The organism is Burkholderia sp. AU18528 (assembly GCF_002223215.2).
GTDB classification, from domain to species: domain Bacteria; phylum Pseudomonadota; class Gammaproteobacteria; order Burkholderiales; family Burkholderiaceae; genus Burkholderia; species Burkholderia semiarida.
Window position 1 is genome coordinate 1,593,043 of the sequence record NZ_NKFC02000006.1, and the last position, 17,539, is coordinate 1,610,581.

The window sequence follows — 17,539 nt, forward strand, 5'->3', positions numbered from 1 at the left end:
ACCCTGATTTCTCGATGCGACCGCCGGGTTCACGCGGCACGCATCGCCACAGCTTACCCTCGCAAAATCCCGCGCAGTGCGGCTTCGAACGCAAGACAGGCCGCCGACAGCGCGGCGGCCTGCTCGTCGATCAGCCTGACATAGCGGCGAAACGACGGCATCCGGTTCACGACCTCGCTACCGCCGAACGGCACGATCGCGAGCGTCCAGCGGCCATCGCGCGCGGCGATCGCGCAGTCGGTCAGGTGCAGCCCGCGCAGCGCGTCGGCCAGCGACGGCCCGGCAAGCAGCGCGGCCAGCGTGTCGATGAAGACGGGGTCGCATCCGGGCGCGGGCACGGCTTCGATACCCGTACGGCGCAGCCAGCCGGTCTGCCGCACGCATGCGCTGCCCTGCGCGGCCGGGCCGTCGGCGGCGGCCGTCACCGTCACGCTGACCGTATGCATCAGGAACTGGCGCTCGACGCGCTCGTCGATGCCCACGCGCACGCCGTTCGGCAGCCGTGCCGAGACGCCGCCGACGCCACCGACCGCGTCGGCGTCGCGCACGGCCCGCAGGTCGGCGAGCACGCGCGCGGCGATCGCGCCGGGCCGATGGCCGGGCGGCGGCGCATCGAGCGCCGCACGCCGCGAGCCAAGCGCGGCCTTCACGACGCGACGTGCTCGTTGCGCAGCACGTCCTCGACCGGCACCGGCCTGAACGGATGCCGGCGCTGCACGACGAGCGTCCAGAACAGCGCATACAGCGCGGTGAGCCCGAGCATCGCGCCGAACGGCACGTAGATGTCGCGCGGGTTCATGCCGGGCGGCGTGATGTACCAGATCGCGAGCACGATGCCGACGCTCGACACGATCTGCGGCAGCGGGAACAGCGGCGAGCGGTACGGGCGCGGCAAGTCAGGCCGGCGGATGCGCAGCATCACGACCGACGCGGTGACGAGCAGGTACGCGGTGCCCCACGCGCAGGTGGCGGCGAGCACGAGGTGGAGGATGCTGTCGAGGTTGCCGTTGATCAGCCACGCATGAACGATCGGCACGATCGCCGACGCGACGATGCCGACCACCGGCGTCTTGAAGCGCGGATGCAGGTACGCGAAGCAGCGCGGCAGCGCGCCGTCGATCGCCATCCCGTACAGGATGCGCGGCAGCCCGGCCATCAGCGTGTTGATCGTCGCGGCGCCCGCGCACAGGAACGCGATGCCGAACCAGATCCGCCCGAACGGCCCGAGCACCTGCAGCGCGAACGCGGGGATCGCGCCCGGCGTGTCGAGCAGATGCGTGAGGCCGTCGGGGCTCACCGGCACGTTCGCGACCTGGCGGCGGATCGCCGCGCCGTACAGGAACATGCAGATCGCGACGCCGACGAGGCCGAGCGCCATCGCGCGCGGAATCGTGCGCCCCGGCGCCTTCATTTCCGGCGCGAGCGGCGTGACGAACTCGCAGCCGACGAACATGAACATCGCCATCCCGACGAGCGACAGCACGGACGAGATCGACGTACCGACTTCCGAGCCGCCGAACCAGCCGTCCAGATGCACGGCCGGCGCGGCCGCGAGCCCGAGAATCCCGAAGATCATCAGCGACAGCCACATGCCGGCCGTCAGCACGATCTCGAGCTTGCTGAACACCTTGATGCCGATGATGTTGGTGATCGCGAACGTGACCACGAGGCCGACGCCGACGAGCCACGAACTATTGTGCTTCTCGAACGCGGCGTTCAGCGATTCGAAGTTCACGAGCGCCATGATGCCGCTCAGGATCGTCTCCGCGGTGCCGGCGAACACGTGCACGAGGAAATACGCGGAAATCGTGCCGGTGATCGCCCAGAAGCGGCCGAGCCCGCACGACAGGTAATCGTAAACCGAGCCGGCCGTCGGCAGCATCGCGGCGGCTTCGGAGAAGGTCGTCGCCTGCGCCTGCATCATCACGAACGCGACGATCATCGCGACCGCGAACGCCCAGCCGCCCATCCCGAAGCCCGACGTCGCGGTGAGGATCACCGGGCTCGCCATGATGAGGCCGACCGCGCTCGCCAGCGCGGTCGGGAAACCGACCGCGCCGGCCTTCAATGCGGCGCCGCCGCCTGCTTCAGCCGGCGAGCCGGCGGACGTATCGCCCGCGGCGCCGGTCATTCCCGACCATCCCGACATCGTTGTCTCCTTCGTGGGTTGGCCCGAACCGGCGCTTCGTCAGCGGCCGGGGCCAGATGCTTTGCGGTCGGCCCCGGGCGGTGCGTCAGCGCGTCGATGCCCCGGGCCCCTGTCGATCACGGCGTGATCCGATGTCGAAAAAATACGCAGGCAAAATAATCCGGTCATAGCGCAAATCGGCAAACCCGCGATGGCGTTTACCCTCCGCCGCGGGTTTGCCGGTCACGCCGTCATGCGAACGGCACGGCCTCGAAGCCGGCCGCGAGCGCGTCGACGATCCGGTCGAGCTGTTCGCGCTGGATCACGAGCGGCGGCGACAGGATGATCTTCGTGCCGACCGGACGCACCAGCACGCCGTTCTCGCGCGCGACTTCCGCGACCGCGTTCGCGTAGCCGGACAGCGGATCGATCGGCTCGCGCGTGTCTTTGTTCGCGACGAGGTCGAGCGCGAGCATCAGCCCCTTGCCGCGCACCTCGCCGACCGCCGCGAAGCGTTCCGCGAACGGCCGCAGCGCCTCGAGCAGATACGCGCCCTGCTTCGCCGCATTCGCCGGCAGATCCTCCTTCACGACGATGTCGAGGCTCGCGATCGCGGCCGCGCACGCGACCGGGTGGCCGGCGTACGTGTAGCCGTGCATGATCGCGCCGCCGAAATCGGCGTTCGCGGCGAACGCGTCCTCGATCCGCGCGTTCACGACCGTCGCGCCGAGCGGCACGTAGCCCGACGAAATCCCCTTCGCGAGACACATGATGTCCGGGCGCACGCCCCACCCGCGGCTGCCGAACATACTGCCGCTGCGGCCGAAGCCCGTCACGACTTCGTCGGCGATCAGCAGCACGCCGTAGCGGTCGCACACCTCGCGCACGAGCGGCCAGTAGTTGGCCGGCGGCACGATCACGCCGCCCGCGCCCTGGATCGGCTCCGCGATGAACGCGGCGATGGTGTCCGGGCTCTGGAACTCGATCTCGCGCGCCAGCATTTCCGCGCAGATCCTGCCGAGTTCCTCCGGGTCCTGCGTAAACGGATTGCGGTACAGCCACGGCGTCTCGACGTGGAAGCAGCCGGGCAAATTCGGCTCGTAGTTGCGGCGGAACACCGTGTTGCCGTTCACCGACGCGCCACCGAAATGCGTGCCGTGATAACCCTGCTTCAGCGAGATGAACTTCGTGCGATCGGCCTGGCCGCGCACCTTCCAGTACTGGCGCGCGATCTTCAGCGCGGTCTCGATCGAATCGGAGCCGCCCGAGCTGTACAGCACGCGGCGCATCCCTTCCGGTTCGAGCATGTCGATCACCTTCTTCGACAGCTCCTCGGCGCGCGGATGCGAGATGCCGTCGAACAGCTGGAAGTATTCGAGCTCGTCGAGCTGGCGCACGATCGCGTCCTTCACTTCCTGGCGGTTGTGGCCGACGTTCACGTTCCACAGACCCGCGACGCCGTCGACGAGCTTGCGCCCCTGTTCGTCGAACACGTAACAGCCGTCGCCGCGCACGATGCGGATCGGCTTGCGCTGTTTCATTTCGTTCGGGTGCAGCATCGGGTGCCAGAACTTCGCTTCGTTGTAGCTCATTGCAGTCTCCACTTTCGGATCGGTTGTTGCGGTTTTTGCGGTTTTTGCGGTGGTCGGATCGGCCCGCGCGTCAGTGCGCGATGCACACGGATTTGGTTTCGGTGAAGCCTTCGATCGCGTACTGCCCGAATTCGCGGCCGATGCCCGATTGCTTGTAGCCGCCGAACGGCATCGACGGATCGAGCGGGATATGGCAGTTCACCCACACGGTGCCGGCCTCGATTCGCGGCACGAGATTCATCACGCGCTTCAGGTCGTTGCTCCAGATGCTCGCGGCGAGGCCGTACGGCGACGCGTTCGCGAGGCGTATCGCGTCGGCCGCGTCGTCGAACGGCACGACGACGATCACCGGGCCGAACACCTCGTCGCGCACGATCGCGCTGTCCGGATGCGGATCGGCGATCACGGCCGGCTTCACGTAATAGCCGGGCAGATCGTCGGCCGGCGTGCCGCCCGCGAGGAACGTGAGGCCCGCGCGGCGCGCGCCTTCGATGTGCTCGACCACCTTGTCGCGATGGTGCGCGGACACGAGCGGGTTGATCTGCGCGGTGGTGTCGAGCCCCGCGCCGAGCTTCATCGACCGCGCGACGCCCGCGAGGCCGTCCGCGAGCTGCGCGAACCTGCTGCGATGCACATAAAGGCGCGACGCGGCCGCGCACACTTGCCCCTGGTTGAAGAACGCGCCGGCGGCGACGCCGTCGAGCGCCTGCGTGACGTCGACGTCGTCGAGCATCACGATGGGGTTCTTGCCGCCGAGCTCCAGCGAGAAGCGCGTCATGTTCTGCACGGCCGCCGCGCCGACCAGCTTGCCGGTCGCGGTCGAGCCGGTGAACGAGATCTTCGCGATCGACGGGTGGCTCGCGAGCGCCGCGCCGCAAACGCGCCCGCCCGTGACGACGTTGAACACGCCGGGCGGCACGCCGGCGTCACGCGCGAGCTCGGCGAGGCGCAGCGCGGTGAGCGGCGTTTCCGGCGACGGCTTCAGCACGATCGTGCAGCCGGCCGCGAGCGCGGGAATCAGTTTCCACACCGCGATCATCAGCGGGAAATTCCACGGCACGATCGCGGCGACCACGCCGACGGGCTCCTTGCGCGTATAGGCCGTATAGCGCGCGCCGGGCGGGAACGGAATCGACACGTCGAGCGTCTGGCCGGTGATCTTGGTCGCCCAGCCGGCCATGTAGCGCACATATTCGACGCTCGCGCCGACCTCGATCGCGCGCGACACGTGAATCGACTTGCCCTGGTTCAGCGTTTCGAGCTGCGCGAGCGTTTCGGCGTCGGCTTCGATCAGGTCCGCGAGTTTCAGCAGGATGCGCTCGCGCTCGGCCGGCCGCAGCCCGCTCCAGACGCGCGCGTCGAACGCGTGTTTCGCGCTGGCGACGGCACGGTCGACGTCGTGTGCGTCGGCGTCCGCGACGGTGGCGAGCCGCTCGCCCGTGGCCGGGTTGTATACGTCGAGGCGTGCCGCCGCATGCGCGGGCTGCATGGCGCCGTCGACGAAGAGGCCGAAATCGCGCGCGACGAAGGTGCGCACGGTGTCGCTGACGGCGACGAAGTTCGTGTTGCTCATGGGCGTCTCGTTGATTGTCGTGGCTGGACCGCGTGCCGGCGAGGCACGCGGGCGTCGGACCACTGTATCGACGAGGGATCGCGCCCGGTGAGCGCAAATTGGCAGCGCGTCATCGGCACGACGATCGCGCATCGAATTGCACGATCTCGCGGGCCGGCCGGCAGCGCGATTACAGGAACAATGCGCCGACCAGCTCCGTGCGATTCGACACGCCGAGCTTGCGGTACATGCGCATCAGGTGCGTCTTGATCGTCGGTTGCGCGAGCGCGAGATCGCGCGCGATCTCCTTGTTCGAGCGGCCGTCGCGCACGAGCCGTGCGATCTGCTCCTCGCGGTAGGTCAGCCGTTCCTCGCAACCGATCCGGTGGATTCCGCGCCGCACGCGCAGCAGCGGGCTCAGCGCGGCTTCGGCGACAGGTTGCAGCCGCGCGAGCGCGTCGATCTCGCCGGGTGCGAACCGTCCTGCCGTGCCGTTGCCGTTGCCGTTGCCGTTCGCTTCGCCCATGCCGAAGCGCAGCAGCGAGAACGCGCCGACCGTGCGGCCCGCGTCGCGCAGCCAGATCTCGACGACGTCGGCCACGTCGTGCCGCCGCAGAAACCGGGTCCAGTACGCGGACGCGGCGCGTCTTTCGTCAGGCAGTTGGGATGCGAGCGTGACGACCGCGCATTCGCCCGACGCGCAGCGCGACGGATGCAGTGGATCGAGCATCCGGTAGCGGGCGACATAGGTGCGATGCATCGATTCCGGCATCCCGAACAGCTCGAAATCGGCCGGCTCGCCGCTGTGGTCGAGCCGATAGAACACGATCGCCGACGGGCTCGCGAATGCGTCGAACGCGTCCACGCACGCGCGCAGCGTGCGTCGCCAGTCGGCGGCGGCGTGGTCGGCGGAAACGAATGAGGTCGGCATCGGAAATCGGCTGGCGGATGGACGACAACGAATGTCGACGTCCGGGCCAGCCTACCGGCGCCGAAAAAGCGCCGGTGAGCACAAATCGGCAAATCGTCCCGGGCCGGCCAGCGGCCAGCGGCCAGTGGCCGGTTCAGCCGAGACGATATCGGCGCGCGACGGTGCGCGCGCCTCGTTTCAGCGGGCGTTCGCGGCGAACGTGTCGCAGGCGCTCACCTCGCCCGACTCCATCCCCCGCCGCAGCCAGTACACGCGCTGTTCGCTGGTGCCGTGCGTGAAGCTTTCGGGTACGACGTAGCCCTGCCCTTGCTGCTGCAGACGGTCGTCGCCGATCGCGGCAGCGGCCTTCAGCCCCTGCTCGAAATCGCCGGGCTCCATCAGCCGCTGGTTCGCGCGCTGCGCGTTGTTCGCCCACACGCCGGCGAAGCAGTCGGCCTGCAGCTCCATCCGCACCGACAGCGCATTCGCGCGCGTCTGGCTCGATCGCCGGCGCGCGGCATCGACCTTGTCGGCGATGCCGAGCAGGTTCTGCACGTGATGGCCGACTTCGTGCGCGATCACGTAGGCCTGCGCGAAATCGCCGCCCGCGCCGAAGCGCTTGCGCAGCTCGTCGTAGAAGCCGAGATCGATGTACACGTTGCGGTCGCCCGGGCAGTAGAACGGCCCCATCGCGGTCTGGCCGGTGCCGCACGCGGTCGGCGTCGAGTTCGTGAACATCACGAGCTTCGGCGGTTCGTATTGCGCGTGCAATTGCGTGTTGAACACGCCCGTCCACGTGCGTTCGATATTGCCGAGCACCTTGCGCGTGAACACCGCGCCCGGATCGTTCGCCGGCGCGCCCTGGCGCTGGGTCGGCGCGGGCTGCGCCTGCTGCTGGCGGCCCTGCAGCGCCGACGCGCCTTCGAGCACGACGCGCGGGTCGATGCCGAAGAAATACGATGCGGCCAGCGCGACCACGATCGTGCCGATGCCGATCGTCGCGCCGCGCCCGCCGCCGAAACCGCCGGCGCCACGGCGATCCTCGACGTTCATGCTTTCTCTTTCGTCGTCCAGCCTCATTGCCGGCCCCTCCCTGTTCTTGTCGATGGTCCGCCCGCGCCAACGCGCGACCGGGCGATACGCCGTGGCGACACGATCCGTCGGCGGACGCGATGCTTGCGCATCGGATGTCCGCTCGCGCCGATCCCGCCTGCCGCGCATTTGCCGGCCGCGCCTTCGCCGGCCGCGCCCTTGCGGGTCGCACCATTCGTACGACGGAATCGGACGGCCGACGCGCCGCGCGCCGCTGCGCGCCCGCCCACGCTATTTTGCCGGGCTTTCGTGGCTTATCGCAAAAATGTGGAGGATAGAGCGATTCGGCGCCGGACATCGTCAGCCTTTGCAAAATGGGCCCCGGCCGCCGCGCTTGGCCATCCGGACGGCCCGCGTTCATCCTTTCGGCGGATACCGGCGCGCGCCGGCGCCGCCTAAAGTGGCCGGAACACCCCTTTCCGAAGAACGACATGACGCACCCGCCACCCCGCACGATCGCGATCACCGGCGCAGGCACGGGCATCGGCGCTGCGTGCGCGCGCCGCTTCGCCCGTCGCGGCGACCGCGTCGTGCTGATCGGGCGCCGCCCGGCGCCGCTCGCTGCACTCGCGGCCGAAACGGGCGGCCTCGCGCTTGCCGGCGACGCCGCCAGCGCAGCCGACTGGGCCGCTTTCCTGCCGCGCATCGCCGAACGCTTCGGCCGCGTCGACGCACTCGTCGCGTGCGCGGGCGGCCACGGCGTCGGCCGCGCGGACGAAACCGGCGACGCGCAATGGCGCGACGCGATGCACGCGAACCTCGATACCGCGTTCGTCAGTGCGCGCGCATGCCTGCCCGACCTGATCGCGCAGCGCGGCAATATCGTGCTGGTCGCGTCGATCGCGGCGCTCGCGGCGGGGCCCGGCGTATGCGGCTACACGGTCGGCAAGCACGCGCTGCTCGGGCTGGCGCGATCGCTCGCACGCGACTACGGCCCACACGGCGTGCGGGCAAACGCCGTCTGCCCGGGCTGGGTCCGCACGCCGATGGCCGATGCGGAAATGGCACCGCTGATGGCCGCGCACGGCGATTCGCTCGACGCCGCGTACACCCGCGTGAGCGCCGACGTGCCGCTGCGGCGCGCGGCCGATCCGGACGAGATCGCGGCCGTCTGCGCGTTCCTGGCGTCGCCGGACGCCTCGTTCGTGACCGGCGCGACGCTCGTCGCGGACGGCGGCGCCATGGTCGTCGACGTGCCGACGCTCGCGTTCGACCGGCTTTGACGCCACCGGAAGGCGTCGCGCGTGCCGGCGCGCTTCCGAATCCGTTAACATCGTCCCGATCCGCCGCCCGGGCGCGGCACCGCCTCACCGTTCGGAACGCGATGAACATCCGGTTTCTTGAAACCTTCGTCTGGCTCGCGAAGCTGGAAAACTTCCGGCTCACGGCCGAGAAACTGCACACCACGCAGGCCGCCGTGTCGAGCCGCATCGCATCGCTCGAGGAAGCGTTCGACGTGCGCCTGTTCGACCGCAACACGCGCTCGGCCACGCTCACGCCCGCGGGCCGGCGCATGCTGGCCTACGCGGAGCGGATCGTGCGGCTCGACGGAGAAATGCGGCGCGACATCGACGCGGCGAGCGATGCGGGCCTGATCCGGATCGGCGTGATCGAATCGATCGTGCACAGCTGGTTTCCCGCGCTGATGGCGCAACTGCGCGAACGCTACCCGCGCCTCGACGTCGAGATCACCAGCGACACGACGCTGCATCTGACGCGCCTGCTCAGCACCGACGGCGTCGACCTGATCCTGCAGACCGATCCGGTGCCGGGCCCGGACTTCACGAACCTGCCGCTGTGCGAGTTCCCGGTGCGCTGGGCCGCGAGCCCGCGCCTCGGGCTCGGCGGCCAGCCGCTGGACGTCGCGCGCCTGGCCGGGTTTCCGATCATCAGCTTCTCGCGCCATTCGGGGCCGCACGCGACGATCGAGCGGCTGTTCGCGGCCGTCGAACGGCCGGCCAGCATCAACTGCATCACGTCGGTCGCCGCGATGATCCGCCTCGTCGCCGACGGCTTCGGCGTGGCCGCGCTGCCGCCTGCGATCATCGGGCGCGAGCTGCACGAAGGCACGCTCGAACTGCTCGACGTCGAGCCCGAATTCCCGGCGCTGCCGCTCGTCGCGACGTACCGCAGCCAGGGGCTGCCGGTGGCCGCGCGCATCGCGGAACTCGCGAGCGAAGTGGCGCGTGCGACGGGGGCCGCCGATCGCGTCGACGCAACGGCCGCCGACTCAATGCCCACCCGCAACGCGACCGCGACAACGACGCGCCCCCCGGCGAAAGCGAAGCGCACGACGAAAGCCGCGTCGCCTGCCGCGCCCACCGCCAAACGCCGCCCGCGCCGCTCATAAGAAAACCTGTTCACCGCGAATTTGTTTTCTTGTTGGACTGGCGCGGCTGGTCTTCGGGACACTGAGGTTCCTGACATCCCCGTCACGAGGAACCCCGCGATGACCCGCTTTTCCCTTCCGCACGGCCAGCTTTGCGTCTGGACGGATATCGACCCCGCGCACGAGGCCGATTTCAACGCGTGGTACGACCGCGAGCACATGCAGGAGCGTGTCGCGATTCCCGGCTTCACGCATGCGCGGCGGTTTCGCGCGACCGACGGCGGCCCGCGCCGATACCTCGCGCTGTACGTGACGGATTCGCTCGACGTGTTCCGCGGCGACGCGTACCGGCGGGCGTTCACGCAGCAGACCGCATGGTCGCTCGCGAACTTCGCGCGCATGACGGGTACGCAGCGGCGTGTCGGCGAGCTGACGATCGAGGCCGGCGACGGCGAAGGCGCGCATCTCGCGCTGTTCGTGCTGCCGCCCGACCGCATCGATGTGCCCCGCCTGCGCGAGCGCTTCGACACGGCCCTGCAAGAACCGGGCATCCACGCCGCGCGACTCTTCCGCACGTCGCCGGACCTGTCCGCGCCGATCGGCGCCGCCGCGGCCGCCTGCCCGGCCGCCGATGCACTGGTGCTGATCGAAGGCAGCGACGCAGCGGCCACGCGCCGCGTGGCCGCCTCGCTCGCCGGACACGACGACGTGCGCACCTTCGGCCTGCTGTGGCGCGCCGCTTCGCCGCTGCCTGCCCGGCGACGCGACGCCGAAACCGAACCGGCCGCCGCTGCCGCCCTGTCTGCCTGAAACGCCCGACGCCAACGCCAACACCGGCCCCACGCGTCACCCCGTCACCCGTCACGATCTGCCCGACACCATGAACACGCTCGCCCAGCCCGCCGCCCACGCGCCCCGCCATGTCCGCAACAGCCGACTCGCGACCGCGAGCATGATCGGCACGTCGCTCGAGTGGTACGACTTCACGATCTACAACACGCTCGCCGCGCTCGTTTTCAACCATCTGTTCTTCCCGTCGGTCGATCCGCTGGCCGGCACGATCCTCGCGTTCTCGACCTATGCGGTCGGCTATGTGTCACGCCCGCTCGGCGGCTTCGTGTTCGGCAACCTCGGCGACCGCATCGGCCGCCGCGCGGTGCTGATGCTTACGCTCGTGCTGATGGGCGTGACGACCGCGTTGATGGGCGCGCTGCCGACCTATGCGCAGGCCGGCATCCTGAGCCCGATCCTGCTCGTCGCGCTGCGTTTCGTGCAAGGCGTCGCGCTCGGCGGCGAATGGGCCGGCGCGGTACTGCTGTCGGTCGAGCATGGCGACCAGAAGCGGCGCGGGCTGTCCGCGTCGTGGACGCAGATCGGCCCGTCGTTCGGCACGCTGCTCGGCACCGGCTGCATCGCGCTCGTCACGCTGTCGACCACCTCGGACAACTTCCTGTCGTGGGGCTGGCGCGTGCCGTTCGCGGCCAGCGCGCTGCTCGTCGCGTTCGGCTTCTGGGTACGGCGCGGCGTCGACGAAACGCCGCAGTTCGAGCAACTCGCCGAATCGCACGCGACCGCCGAAGTGCCGGTCGCCGACGTGCTGAAGTACCACTGGAAGCGCCTGCTGATCGCGGGCGGCTCGCGAATCGGCTCGGACGTGCTGTACGCGCTGATCGTCGTATTCACGCTGACCTACGTGACGACCGTGCTGCACCTGTCGCGCCCCGTCGCGCTGACGGCCGTGATGATCGGCACGGCCTGCAACGCGCTCGCGGTGCCGTTCTTCGGCGCGCTGTCGGACCGTTTCGGCCGTCGGCCCGTGTATCTCGCCGGCGCAATGGCCGGCATCGTATGGGCGTTCGTGTTCTTCGCGCTGCTCGATTCGGCGCGCCCCGCGGCGATCGTCGCGGCCGTCGCGATCGGCCTTGTGATCCATGCGGTGATGTATGGCCCGCAGGGCGCGTTCGTGACCGAGCAATTCCCGACGCGCGTGCGCTATGCGGGCTCGTCGCTTGCGTACACGCTCGCCGGCATCGTCGGCGGCGGCTTCGCGCCGCTCGTGATCGCCGCGTTGTTCCGGCAGACGGGCACGACGACGGCCGTGTCGCTGTACGTCACCGCCGCGCTCGTCGTCACGTCGATCGCGCTCGTCGCCGCGCGCGAGACCGCGCACCGGCCGCTCGAGGGCTAAGCATCGCCGCCGGCCGAATCATTCCTTCGCACTTCAAACGGATAGCCGCATGCCAACCCTGTCGTTCAACGTGATTTCCCTGCAACACGCGCCGGCCGCCGTCGGCGTCGACATCGAGCGCGTCGTGATCGCCGGCTGGGCCGGCCGCGACCCGGACGCGATCCGCGTGCACATCGACGAACTCGCGGCGCTCGGCGTCGCGCCGCCGTCGACCACGCCGTGCTTCTATCGCGTGTCGGCCGCGCTGCTTACGCAGGCACCGTCGATCGGCGTGCTCGGCGCGCGCTCAGGCGGCGAGATCGAATGTGTGCTGGTCGACAGTCCGGCCGGCACGCTTGTCACGGTCGGCTCCGATCACACGGATCGCGAAGTGGAGGCGTACGGCGTGGCCGTGTCGAAGCAGGTGTGCGCGAAGCCGCTCGGCCGCGACGCGTGGCGTCATGCGGATGTCGCCGATCACTGGGATGCGCTCGAGATGCGTTCGTGGCTGATCGCGCGCGACGGCGAGCGGACGGCGTACCAGCACGGCGCGGTCAGCGGCCTGCTCGCGCCCGACGTGCTGTGGCAGCGGTTCGACGGTTGCCGCACGATGCCCGCGCGCTGCGCGATGTATGGCGGGACGGTCGCCGTACATGGCGCGATCGCGGCAATGGGCGACGGCGATGCGTTCGAAATGGAACTGCACGATCCGGTGCTCGGGCGCAGTCTCACGCATCGCTATGCAGTCGAGGTGTTGCCGGTCGTCGCGTAACGGCAAGCCGTGACGGCAAGCGGAAAACCGCACGGGGCACGGGCACGACGGCATTCAGGCGTCGCGCCTGTTCCTACCTGTACGACTCAAAGCAGTGGTAGTCCGGAAAGTTGAACTGCGAGTTGCCGCAATACAGCACGCCGGCCAGGTTCGTACATCCACTCAATGTGAACATGATTGCTCCCGCAACCGACATTTTCCACCCGAAGTACCCCATCGCGCCCCCGTTTTCGCGTTATCGGCATTGCCCGACATGATGCGCATCGGACGCACGCGGGTATGTGGAGAATTGTGGTCCCGCTGCTTCTTCGGTTCGGCACGACGCGTTTCCGTGCGGGGGCGCAGCCTGTACTGCCTGCCGTTGCTCACCCGAGACAACCGAGCCCCGCCAGCGTCGCCTCCACCGCCGTATCGAGCGGCGTCACCGGCTCGCGGCCGAGCACCGCGGTCACGCGCGCGTTGTCCATCCTGATCGGTTCGCGCCACAGGTAGCGCATCTCGAGCAATTCGCGCAGCGTCGTCACGAACGGCGCGGCAACCCACACGAGCCACCACGGAAAATCGCGCAGCGCCGGCCGCATGCCGTGCCGCTGCGCGACGCGTTGCACGGCCCGCGCCATCTGCATGCCGTCCTCATCCCAATGCCCGTCCAGATGGAAACGCGCGAACGGCTCCAGCGTCTCGCGCCGCTCGATCAGCTCGACCATCGTGCGGGCCACGTCCGGCACATACGCCCATTGATGGCCAACGCCGCGGCTCGGCACGCTGATGGCCGCGACGGGCCGCCCCGGCTTGACCAGCCCCTGCGAGAACCAGCTGTTGCCGAGTTGCGGCCCGAAGAAATCGCCGGCGCGCACGACGATCGTCCGCACGCCGTGCGCGCTGGCGTCCTGCAGCCGCCGCTCTAGTTCGACGCGGATCGCGCCCTTGCGGGTCGCCGGATGCTGCGGCGCATCTTCCCGCAGCACCGGAAATGCATCGGCGCCGAAGTTGTAGACCGTGCCCGGCAGCACGACGGTCGCCTGCGCGGCCCGCGCCGCCGCGATCGTGTTGTCGATCATCGGCAGCACCTGCGTGGCCCAGTTCCGGTATCCGGGCGGGTTCACCGCATGCACGATCACGCCGCAGCCGCGGGCGGCGCGCACCACCGCATCGCGATCCAGCGCGTCTCCGCGCACCCAGGCGATGCCGTCGCGCTCCACGCCCTCGGCATCGAGCCCGCGCTTGAGCGCACGCACCTGCCAGCCCGCATCGCGCAACTGCCGCGCGACTTCCCCGCCGATCCCGCCGCTCGCGCCGAGCACGAGCGCCTGCCGTTGCATCCCGCCTGCGTTTGCCGTCATTGCCGCTCTCCTTGAATGAAACCATCACGACACGCATTCTGAGGCGCCGCCTGCTATCAAGGAATTGCCGAACCCAGTCGATCAGCTATACATTTATGCATGACCACCGATCTGAACTGGGAACGCTACCGCACCTTCCTCGCGGTGCTGACGGAAGGCTCGCTGTCCGGCGCGGCCCGCGCGCTCGGCATCACGCAGCCGACGGCCGGCCGCCATGTCGCGGCGCTCGAAGCCGCGTTCGGCCAGACGCTGTTCACGCGGTCACCGTCGGGCCTGCTGCCGACCGAGGCGGCGCTCGCGCTGCGCGGCCATGCGGAGGCGCTGCGCAGCGCGGCGGCCGCGTTCGAGCGCGCGGCGGCCAGCCACGGCGCCGGCGTGCGCGGCATCGTGCGGATCTCGGCCAGCGACGTGATCGCCGTCGAGGTGCTGCCGCCAATGCTCGCGCAGTTGCGGCGCGACCATCCGGGGCTCGTGATCGAACTGGTGCCGACCGACCGCATCCAGGACGTGCTCAAGCGCGAGGCCGACATCGCGGTCCGGATGGCGCGGCCCGCGCAGGACGCGCTCGTCGCGCGGCGTGTCGGCGAAATCGAGGTCGGACTGTATGCGCGCGACGATTACCTGGCGCACCATGGCGCGCCCGCGACGATCGACGCGCTCGCCCATCACGCGCTGATCGGCTTCGATACGGTCACGCCGTTCATCCGCTCGGCGGGGCGAGGCATGCCGCAGTGGCAGCGCGACGCGTTCGCGCTGCGCACCGACAGCAACCTCGCGCAGCTTGCGCTGATCCGCGCCGGCTACGGGATCGGCTTCTGCCAGACGGCGCTCGCGAAACGCGACGCGCGGCTCGTGCGCGTGCTGCCCGACGGGCCCGCGATGCGGCTGGAAACCTGGGTCGTGATGCACGAGGATCTGCGGACGAGCCCGCGCTGCCGGGCCGTGTTCGATGCACTGGCCAACGGGCTGCGTACGTATGCGGACGGTGAACTCGCCGAGTAGAAAGCGGCGTGCGTGAATCGCGGGGGCCGCGCCATTCGTGGATTTTTCCCGGCGAACAGGATGTCCGCGATGCACGCGGCACGGTTTTACATCAGCAATTGACGCGACAGCACCTCGCGCGCCTGGGTGACGGTCTCGCGCTCGCCCGGCAGCGGCGGTGTCAGCGAAAACACCGCGTCGGGCAGCGGCGGCAGCCGGTATTTCGTGCCGAGCCGCATCAGGCCGTCGCCGATCGCCGACGCGCACAGGCAGCCGACCCCGAGCCCCGCCGCGAGCATCGACTGCAACCCCGCGACGCCCGACGCGCTGTGCACGAGCACGTACGGCGTGTGCCGCTCGTCGAGCGAGCGCACCGCGACCTGATGCATCATGCAGTCGTCCGGCAGCAACACGAGCGGCAGCGGTTCGGGCAACTGCTCGGCGAGCGCGGGCGACGCGACCCACGACAGCGGTTCGCGCCGCAGCACCCAGCGCGTATCGGCCGACACCGGCCGGAACGGCCCGCTCGACATGTTCATCACGACGCCCAGATCGATCTGCCCGCGCGCATGCGCCGCTTCGATATCCGCGCTCTTCATCGCGCTCACGTGCAGGCTCAGCTGCGGATAGCACTCGCGCAGCCGCGCCAGCATGCCCGCCACTTCGTTCGTGCGGTAGTAGTCGGTGATCGCGACGCGCAACTCGCCCTTGATCGCCTGCCCGCGCAACTCGTCGAACGCGGCCTCGTTCAGCGCGACGATGCGCCGCGCGTGCTGCAACAGCCGCGAGCCGGCCGGCGTCGGCTCGACACCGCGCTTGCTGCGCACAAACAACGGCACGCCGGCGCGCGATTCGAGCTTGCGCACCTGCTCGCTGACCGTCGATTGCGACAGGTGCAGCAGCGGCGCGGCGGCCGTCAGGCTGCCGGCGTCCGCGACCGCCGCGAACGTGCGCAACTGGTCCAGATCGAAACCGCGCATCGCCTTCCTCCATCCATCGAATAACCCGATGGATGCTACCACTCTTTCCCGCTTTTCCGAACCATGAGCGATGACCAGAATATGGGGTCAACGGCCTGCTCGCGTCCATCGCTTATCGGGCCCTCTTTTTTCGGATCTGCTTTCATGACGAACAACACCCTTGCCCCCTGCGCGTCGGCCGGCGCGGCTGCCGCGGCGACGCCCCGCAGCCATCACGGCTGGGCGCTCGTGGTCCTGCTGGTCGGCGCCATTCTGCCGCCGCTCGACTACTTCATCGTGAATCTCGCGCTGCCGGCCATTCGCGACGGCATCGGCGCGCGCCAGGCCGAGTTGCAGCTCGTCGTGTCGGCCTATGCATGCGCGAACGCGGTCGCCCAGATCACCGGCGGGCGGCTCGGCGACCTGTACGGACGCAAACGCATGTTCATGGTCGGCATGGCCGGCTTCGTGCTCGCGTCGACGCTGTGCGGGCTCGCCGACAACGGCACCGTGCTCGTCGGCGGGCGCGTGCTGCAAGGCCTGTTCGCCGCGATCCTCGCGCCGCAGGTGCTCGCGACGATCCGCAGCGTGTTCAGCCCGCACGAACAGGTGCGCGTGATGGGCTTCTACGGGTTCGCGTTCGGCCTGGCGGCCGTGATCGGCCAGCTCGGCGGCGGCGCGCTGATCAGCCTGCATCCGTTCGGGCTCGGCTGGCGCGCGATCTTCCTCGTCAATCTGCCGATCGGCATCCTGGCGCTGATCGGCAGCTGGCGCTTCATCCCGGAAAACCGCCCGCCGCGCGGCCAGCGCATCGACGTGTCGGGCACGGTGCTGCTGTCGCTGTTCCTGCTGATGCTCGTGTATCCGCTCACGCACGGCCGCGAAGCCGGCTGGCCGCTATGGATGATCGCGTGCGGCGTCGGCGCGCTGCCGATGCTCGGCGCGCTGCTGACGGTCGAATCGCGCCGGCTCGCGCGCGGCCGCGATCCGCTGCTCGACGTGCGCCTGTTCCGCAACCCGGTCGTCGCGCTCGGGCTCCTGCTCGCGTTCCTGTTCTACATGCTGAGCGCGTTCTTCCTGAGCTACGGGATTTATCTGCAGGGCTGCCTGAACTGGTCGCCGCTCGCGTCCGGGTTCGCGATCCTGCCGCTCGGGCTCGGTTTTCTCGCGAGCCCGCTGCTGATGCCGCGCCTCGTCGCCCGGTTCGGCGCGTATCGCGTGCTCACGCTCGGCTTCGCGATGCTCGCGGCCGGCGTCGCGACCGCCGCCACGCTCGCCCGCGACGGCGCGCCCGGGCCCGGCTTCTATGCGGGCATCGCGGCGATCGGCATCGGGCAAGGGCTCGTGCTGCCGTCGGTCGTGCGGATCGTGCTGGCGGAAGTCGACGCGGCCCGCGCGGGCGTGGCGTCGGGAATGGTCAGCGCGATGCTGCAGATCGGCGCGGCGGTCGGCGCCGCGACGATCGGCGGCGTGTTCTTCGCGCGGCTCGGCGTGCATCCGGCCACGCTCGATTACGTGCAGGGGTTCAGGGTGTCGATGTTCACGCTGACGGCCGTGTTGCTCGGCTGTATCGCGCTGTCGATGGCGCTCGGGCCGCTGCATCGGCGGCTGCATGCGGATGCGTGACGCCTGATGCGCGACGGAAATGGCCTCGTCAGTCCAACGCCGGCAACCGATGCGGTGCATGCAATGCATGGCCGCTCGCAGGCATCCG

At 69.6% G+C, this 17,539-nt stretch carries 15 protein-coding genes; 7 read left to right on the plus strand and 8 right to left on the minus strand.

What is annotated here, in order from left to right; translation table 11 throughout:
• Nucleotides 1-53 precede the first annotated feature (53 nt).
• The 6 genes from CFB52_RS24135 to CFB52_RS24160 form a co-directional block, all read right to left on the minus strand.
• Entirely contained in the window at nt 54-650 is a 597-nt protein-coding gene (locus CFB52_RS24135) for a DUF3156 family protein (protein WP_059584815.1), read from the minus strand.
• Complete coding sequence (locus tag CFB52_RS24140; protein ID WP_059584813.1) at nt 647-2,149, minus strand: APC family permease; 1,503 nt, start codon at nt 2,147-2,149, stop codon at nt 647-649. The genes CFB52_RS24135 and CFB52_RS24140 overlap by 4 nt, the downstream gene beginning before the upstream one ends.
• Nucleotides 2,150-2,379: 230 nt before the next feature.
• Nucleotides 2,380-3,720 carry an aspartate aminotransferase family protein gene (locus CFB52_RS24145; RefSeq protein WP_059584811.1) on the minus strand — a complete coding sequence of 447 codons (1,341 nt, stop codon included), beginning with the start codon at nt 3,718-3,720 and terminating at the stop codon, nt 2,380-2,382.
• A 70-nt stretch (nt 3,721-3,790) separates the two neighbouring features.
• A complete protein-coding gene (locus CFB52_RS24150; protein WP_099317641.1) occupies nt 3,791-5,293 on the minus strand; it encodes an aldehyde dehydrogenase family protein in 1,503 nt (500 codons plus the stop codon).
• 169 nt (nt 5,294-5,462) lie between these two features.
• Nucleotides 5,463-6,203: a LuxR C-terminal-related transcriptional regulator gene (locus CFB52_RS24155; RefSeq protein WP_099317642.1), complete on the minus strand. Its 741-nt coding sequence runs from the start codon at nt 6,201-6,203 to the stop codon at nt 5,463-5,465.
• A 177-nt stretch (nt 6,204-6,380) separates the two neighbouring features.
• A complete protein-coding gene (locus CFB52_RS24160; RefSeq protein ID WP_059639988.1) occupies nt 6,381-7,262 on the minus strand; it encodes a neutral zinc metallopeptidase in 882 nt (293 codons plus the stop codon).
• Between the two features lie 443 nt (nt 7,263-7,705).
• Here CFB52_RS24160 and CFB52_RS24165 point away from each other — a divergent pair, with 443 nt between their 5' ends.
• The 5 genes from CFB52_RS24165 (at nt 7,706) to CFB52_RS24185 (ending at nt 12,542) form a co-directional block, all read left to right on the plus strand.
• On the plus strand, nt 7,706-8,497 hold the full coding sequence (locus tag CFB52_RS24165) for an SDR family NAD(P)-dependent oxidoreductase (RefSeq protein ID WP_059584804.1): 792 nt from the start codon (nt 7,706-7,708) through the stop codon (nt 8,495-8,497).
• A gap of 101 nt (nt 8,498-8,598) precedes the next feature.
• A complete protein-coding gene (locus tag CFB52_RS24170) occupies nt 8,599-9,624 on the plus strand; it encodes a LysR family transcriptional regulator (RefSeq protein ID WP_060310686.1) in 1,026 nt (341 codons plus the stop codon).
• Between the two features lie 99 nt (nt 9,625-9,723).
• Entirely contained in the window at nt 9,724-10,413 is a 690-nt protein-coding gene (locus CFB52_RS24175; protein WP_099317643.1) for a DUF4286 family protein, read from the plus strand.
• A 58-nt stretch (nt 10,414-10,471) separates the two neighbouring features.
• The gene (locus CFB52_RS24180; protein ID WP_089465653.1) at nt 10,472-11,791 is read left to right on the plus strand and encodes an MFS transporter; all 1,320 of its coding nucleotides are present in this window, start codon (nt 10,472-10,474) and stop codon (nt 11,789-11,791) included.
• Nucleotides 11,792-11,840: 49 nt separating this feature from the next.
• Nucleotides 11,841-12,542, plus strand: a complete 702-nt coding sequence (locus tag CFB52_RS24185) for a DUF2848 domain-containing protein (RefSeq protein ID WP_099317644.1) — start codon at nt 11,841-11,843, stop codon at nt 12,540-12,542.
• A gap of 365 nt (nt 12,543-12,907) precedes the next feature.
• Here CFB52_RS24185 and CFB52_RS24190 read toward each other — a convergent pair whose 3' ends face one another.
• Complete coding sequence (locus CFB52_RS24190) at nt 12,908-13,885, minus strand: NAD-dependent epimerase/dehydratase family protein (RefSeq protein WP_099317645.1); 978 nt, start codon at nt 13,883-13,885, stop codon at nt 12,908-12,910.
• Between the two features lie 99 nt (nt 13,886-13,984).
• Between CFB52_RS24190 and CFB52_RS24195 the strand changes: the two genes are divergently transcribed.
• On the plus strand, nt 13,985-14,887 hold the full coding sequence (locus CFB52_RS24195) for a LysR family transcriptional regulator (protein WP_059584793.1): 903 nt from the start codon (nt 13,985-13,987) through the stop codon (nt 14,885-14,887).
• Nucleotides 14,888-14,973: 86 nt separating this feature from the next.
• Here the strand turns inward: CFB52_RS24195 and CFB52_RS24200 are convergent, their stop codons facing one another.
• Nucleotides 14,974-15,846: a LysR family transcriptional regulator gene (locus CFB52_RS24200; RefSeq protein WP_059584791.1), complete on the minus strand. Its 873-nt coding sequence runs from the start codon at nt 15,844-15,846 to the stop codon at nt 14,974-14,976.
• Between the two features lie 144 nt (nt 15,847-15,990).
• Between CFB52_RS24200 and CFB52_RS24205 the strand changes: the two genes are divergently transcribed.
• Nucleotides 15,991-17,451 (plus strand): MFS transporter, encoded by a 1,461-nt coding sequence (locus CFB52_RS24205; protein ID WP_099317646.1) that lies wholly within the window; start codon nt 15,991-15,993, stop codon nt 17,449-17,451.
• Nucleotides 17,452-17,539: the final 88 nt, after the last annotated feature.

Excerpts from the sequence above, each read along its gene's own strand:
- CFB52_RS24140 (WP_059584813.1), bottom strand. The coding sequence starts at position 2,149 with ATGTCGGGATGGTCGGGAATGACCGGCGCCGCGGGCGATACGTCCGCC.
- CFB52_RS24145 (WP_059584811.1), bottom strand. The coding sequence starts at position 3,720 with ATGAGCTACAACGAAGCGAAGTTCTGGCACCCGATGCTGCACCCGAAC.
- CFB52_RS24150 (WP_099317641.1), bottom strand. The coding sequence starts at position 5,293 with ATGAGCAACACGAACTTCGTCGCCGTCAGCGACACCGTGCGCACCTTC.
- CFB52_RS24155 (WP_099317642.1), bottom strand. The coding sequence starts at position 6,203 with ATGCCGACCTCATTCGTTTCCGCCGACCACGCCGCCGCCGACTGGCGA.
- CFB52_RS24160 (WP_059639988.1), bottom strand. The coding sequence starts at position 7,262 with ATGAGGCTGGACGACGAAAGAGAAAGCATGAACGTCGAGGATCGCCGT.
- CFB52_RS24165 (WP_059584804.1), top strand. The coding sequence starts at position 7,706 with ATGACGCACCCGCCACCCCGCACGATCGCGATCACCGGCGCAGGCACG.
- CFB52_RS24170 (WP_060310686.1), top strand. The coding sequence starts at position 8,599 with ATGAACATCCGGTTTCTTGAAACCTTCGTCTGGCTCGCGAAGCTGGAA.
- CFB52_RS24175 (WP_099317643.1), top strand. The coding sequence starts at position 9,724 with ATGACCCGCTTTTCCCTTCCGCACGGCCAGCTTTGCGTCTGGACGGAT.
- CFB52_RS24185 (WP_099317644.1), top strand. The coding sequence starts at position 11,841 with ATGCCAACCCTGTCGTTCAACGTGATTTCCCTGCAACACGCGCCGGCC.
- CFB52_RS24190 (WP_099317645.1), bottom strand. The coding sequence starts at position 13,885 with ATGACGGCAAACGCAGGCGGGATGCAACGGCAGGCGCTCGTGCTCGGC.
- CFB52_RS24195 (WP_059584793.1), top strand. The coding sequence starts at position 13,985 with ATGACCACCGATCTGAACTGGGAACGCTACCGCACCTTCCTCGCGGTG.
- CFB52_RS24200 (WP_059584791.1), bottom strand. The coding sequence starts at position 15,846 with ATGCGCGGTTTCGATCTGGACCAGTTGCGCACGTTCGCGGCGGTCGCG.
- CFB52_RS24205 (WP_099317646.1), top strand. The coding sequence starts at position 15,991 with ATGACGAACAACACCCTTGCCCCCTGCGCGTCGGCCGGCGCGGCTGCC.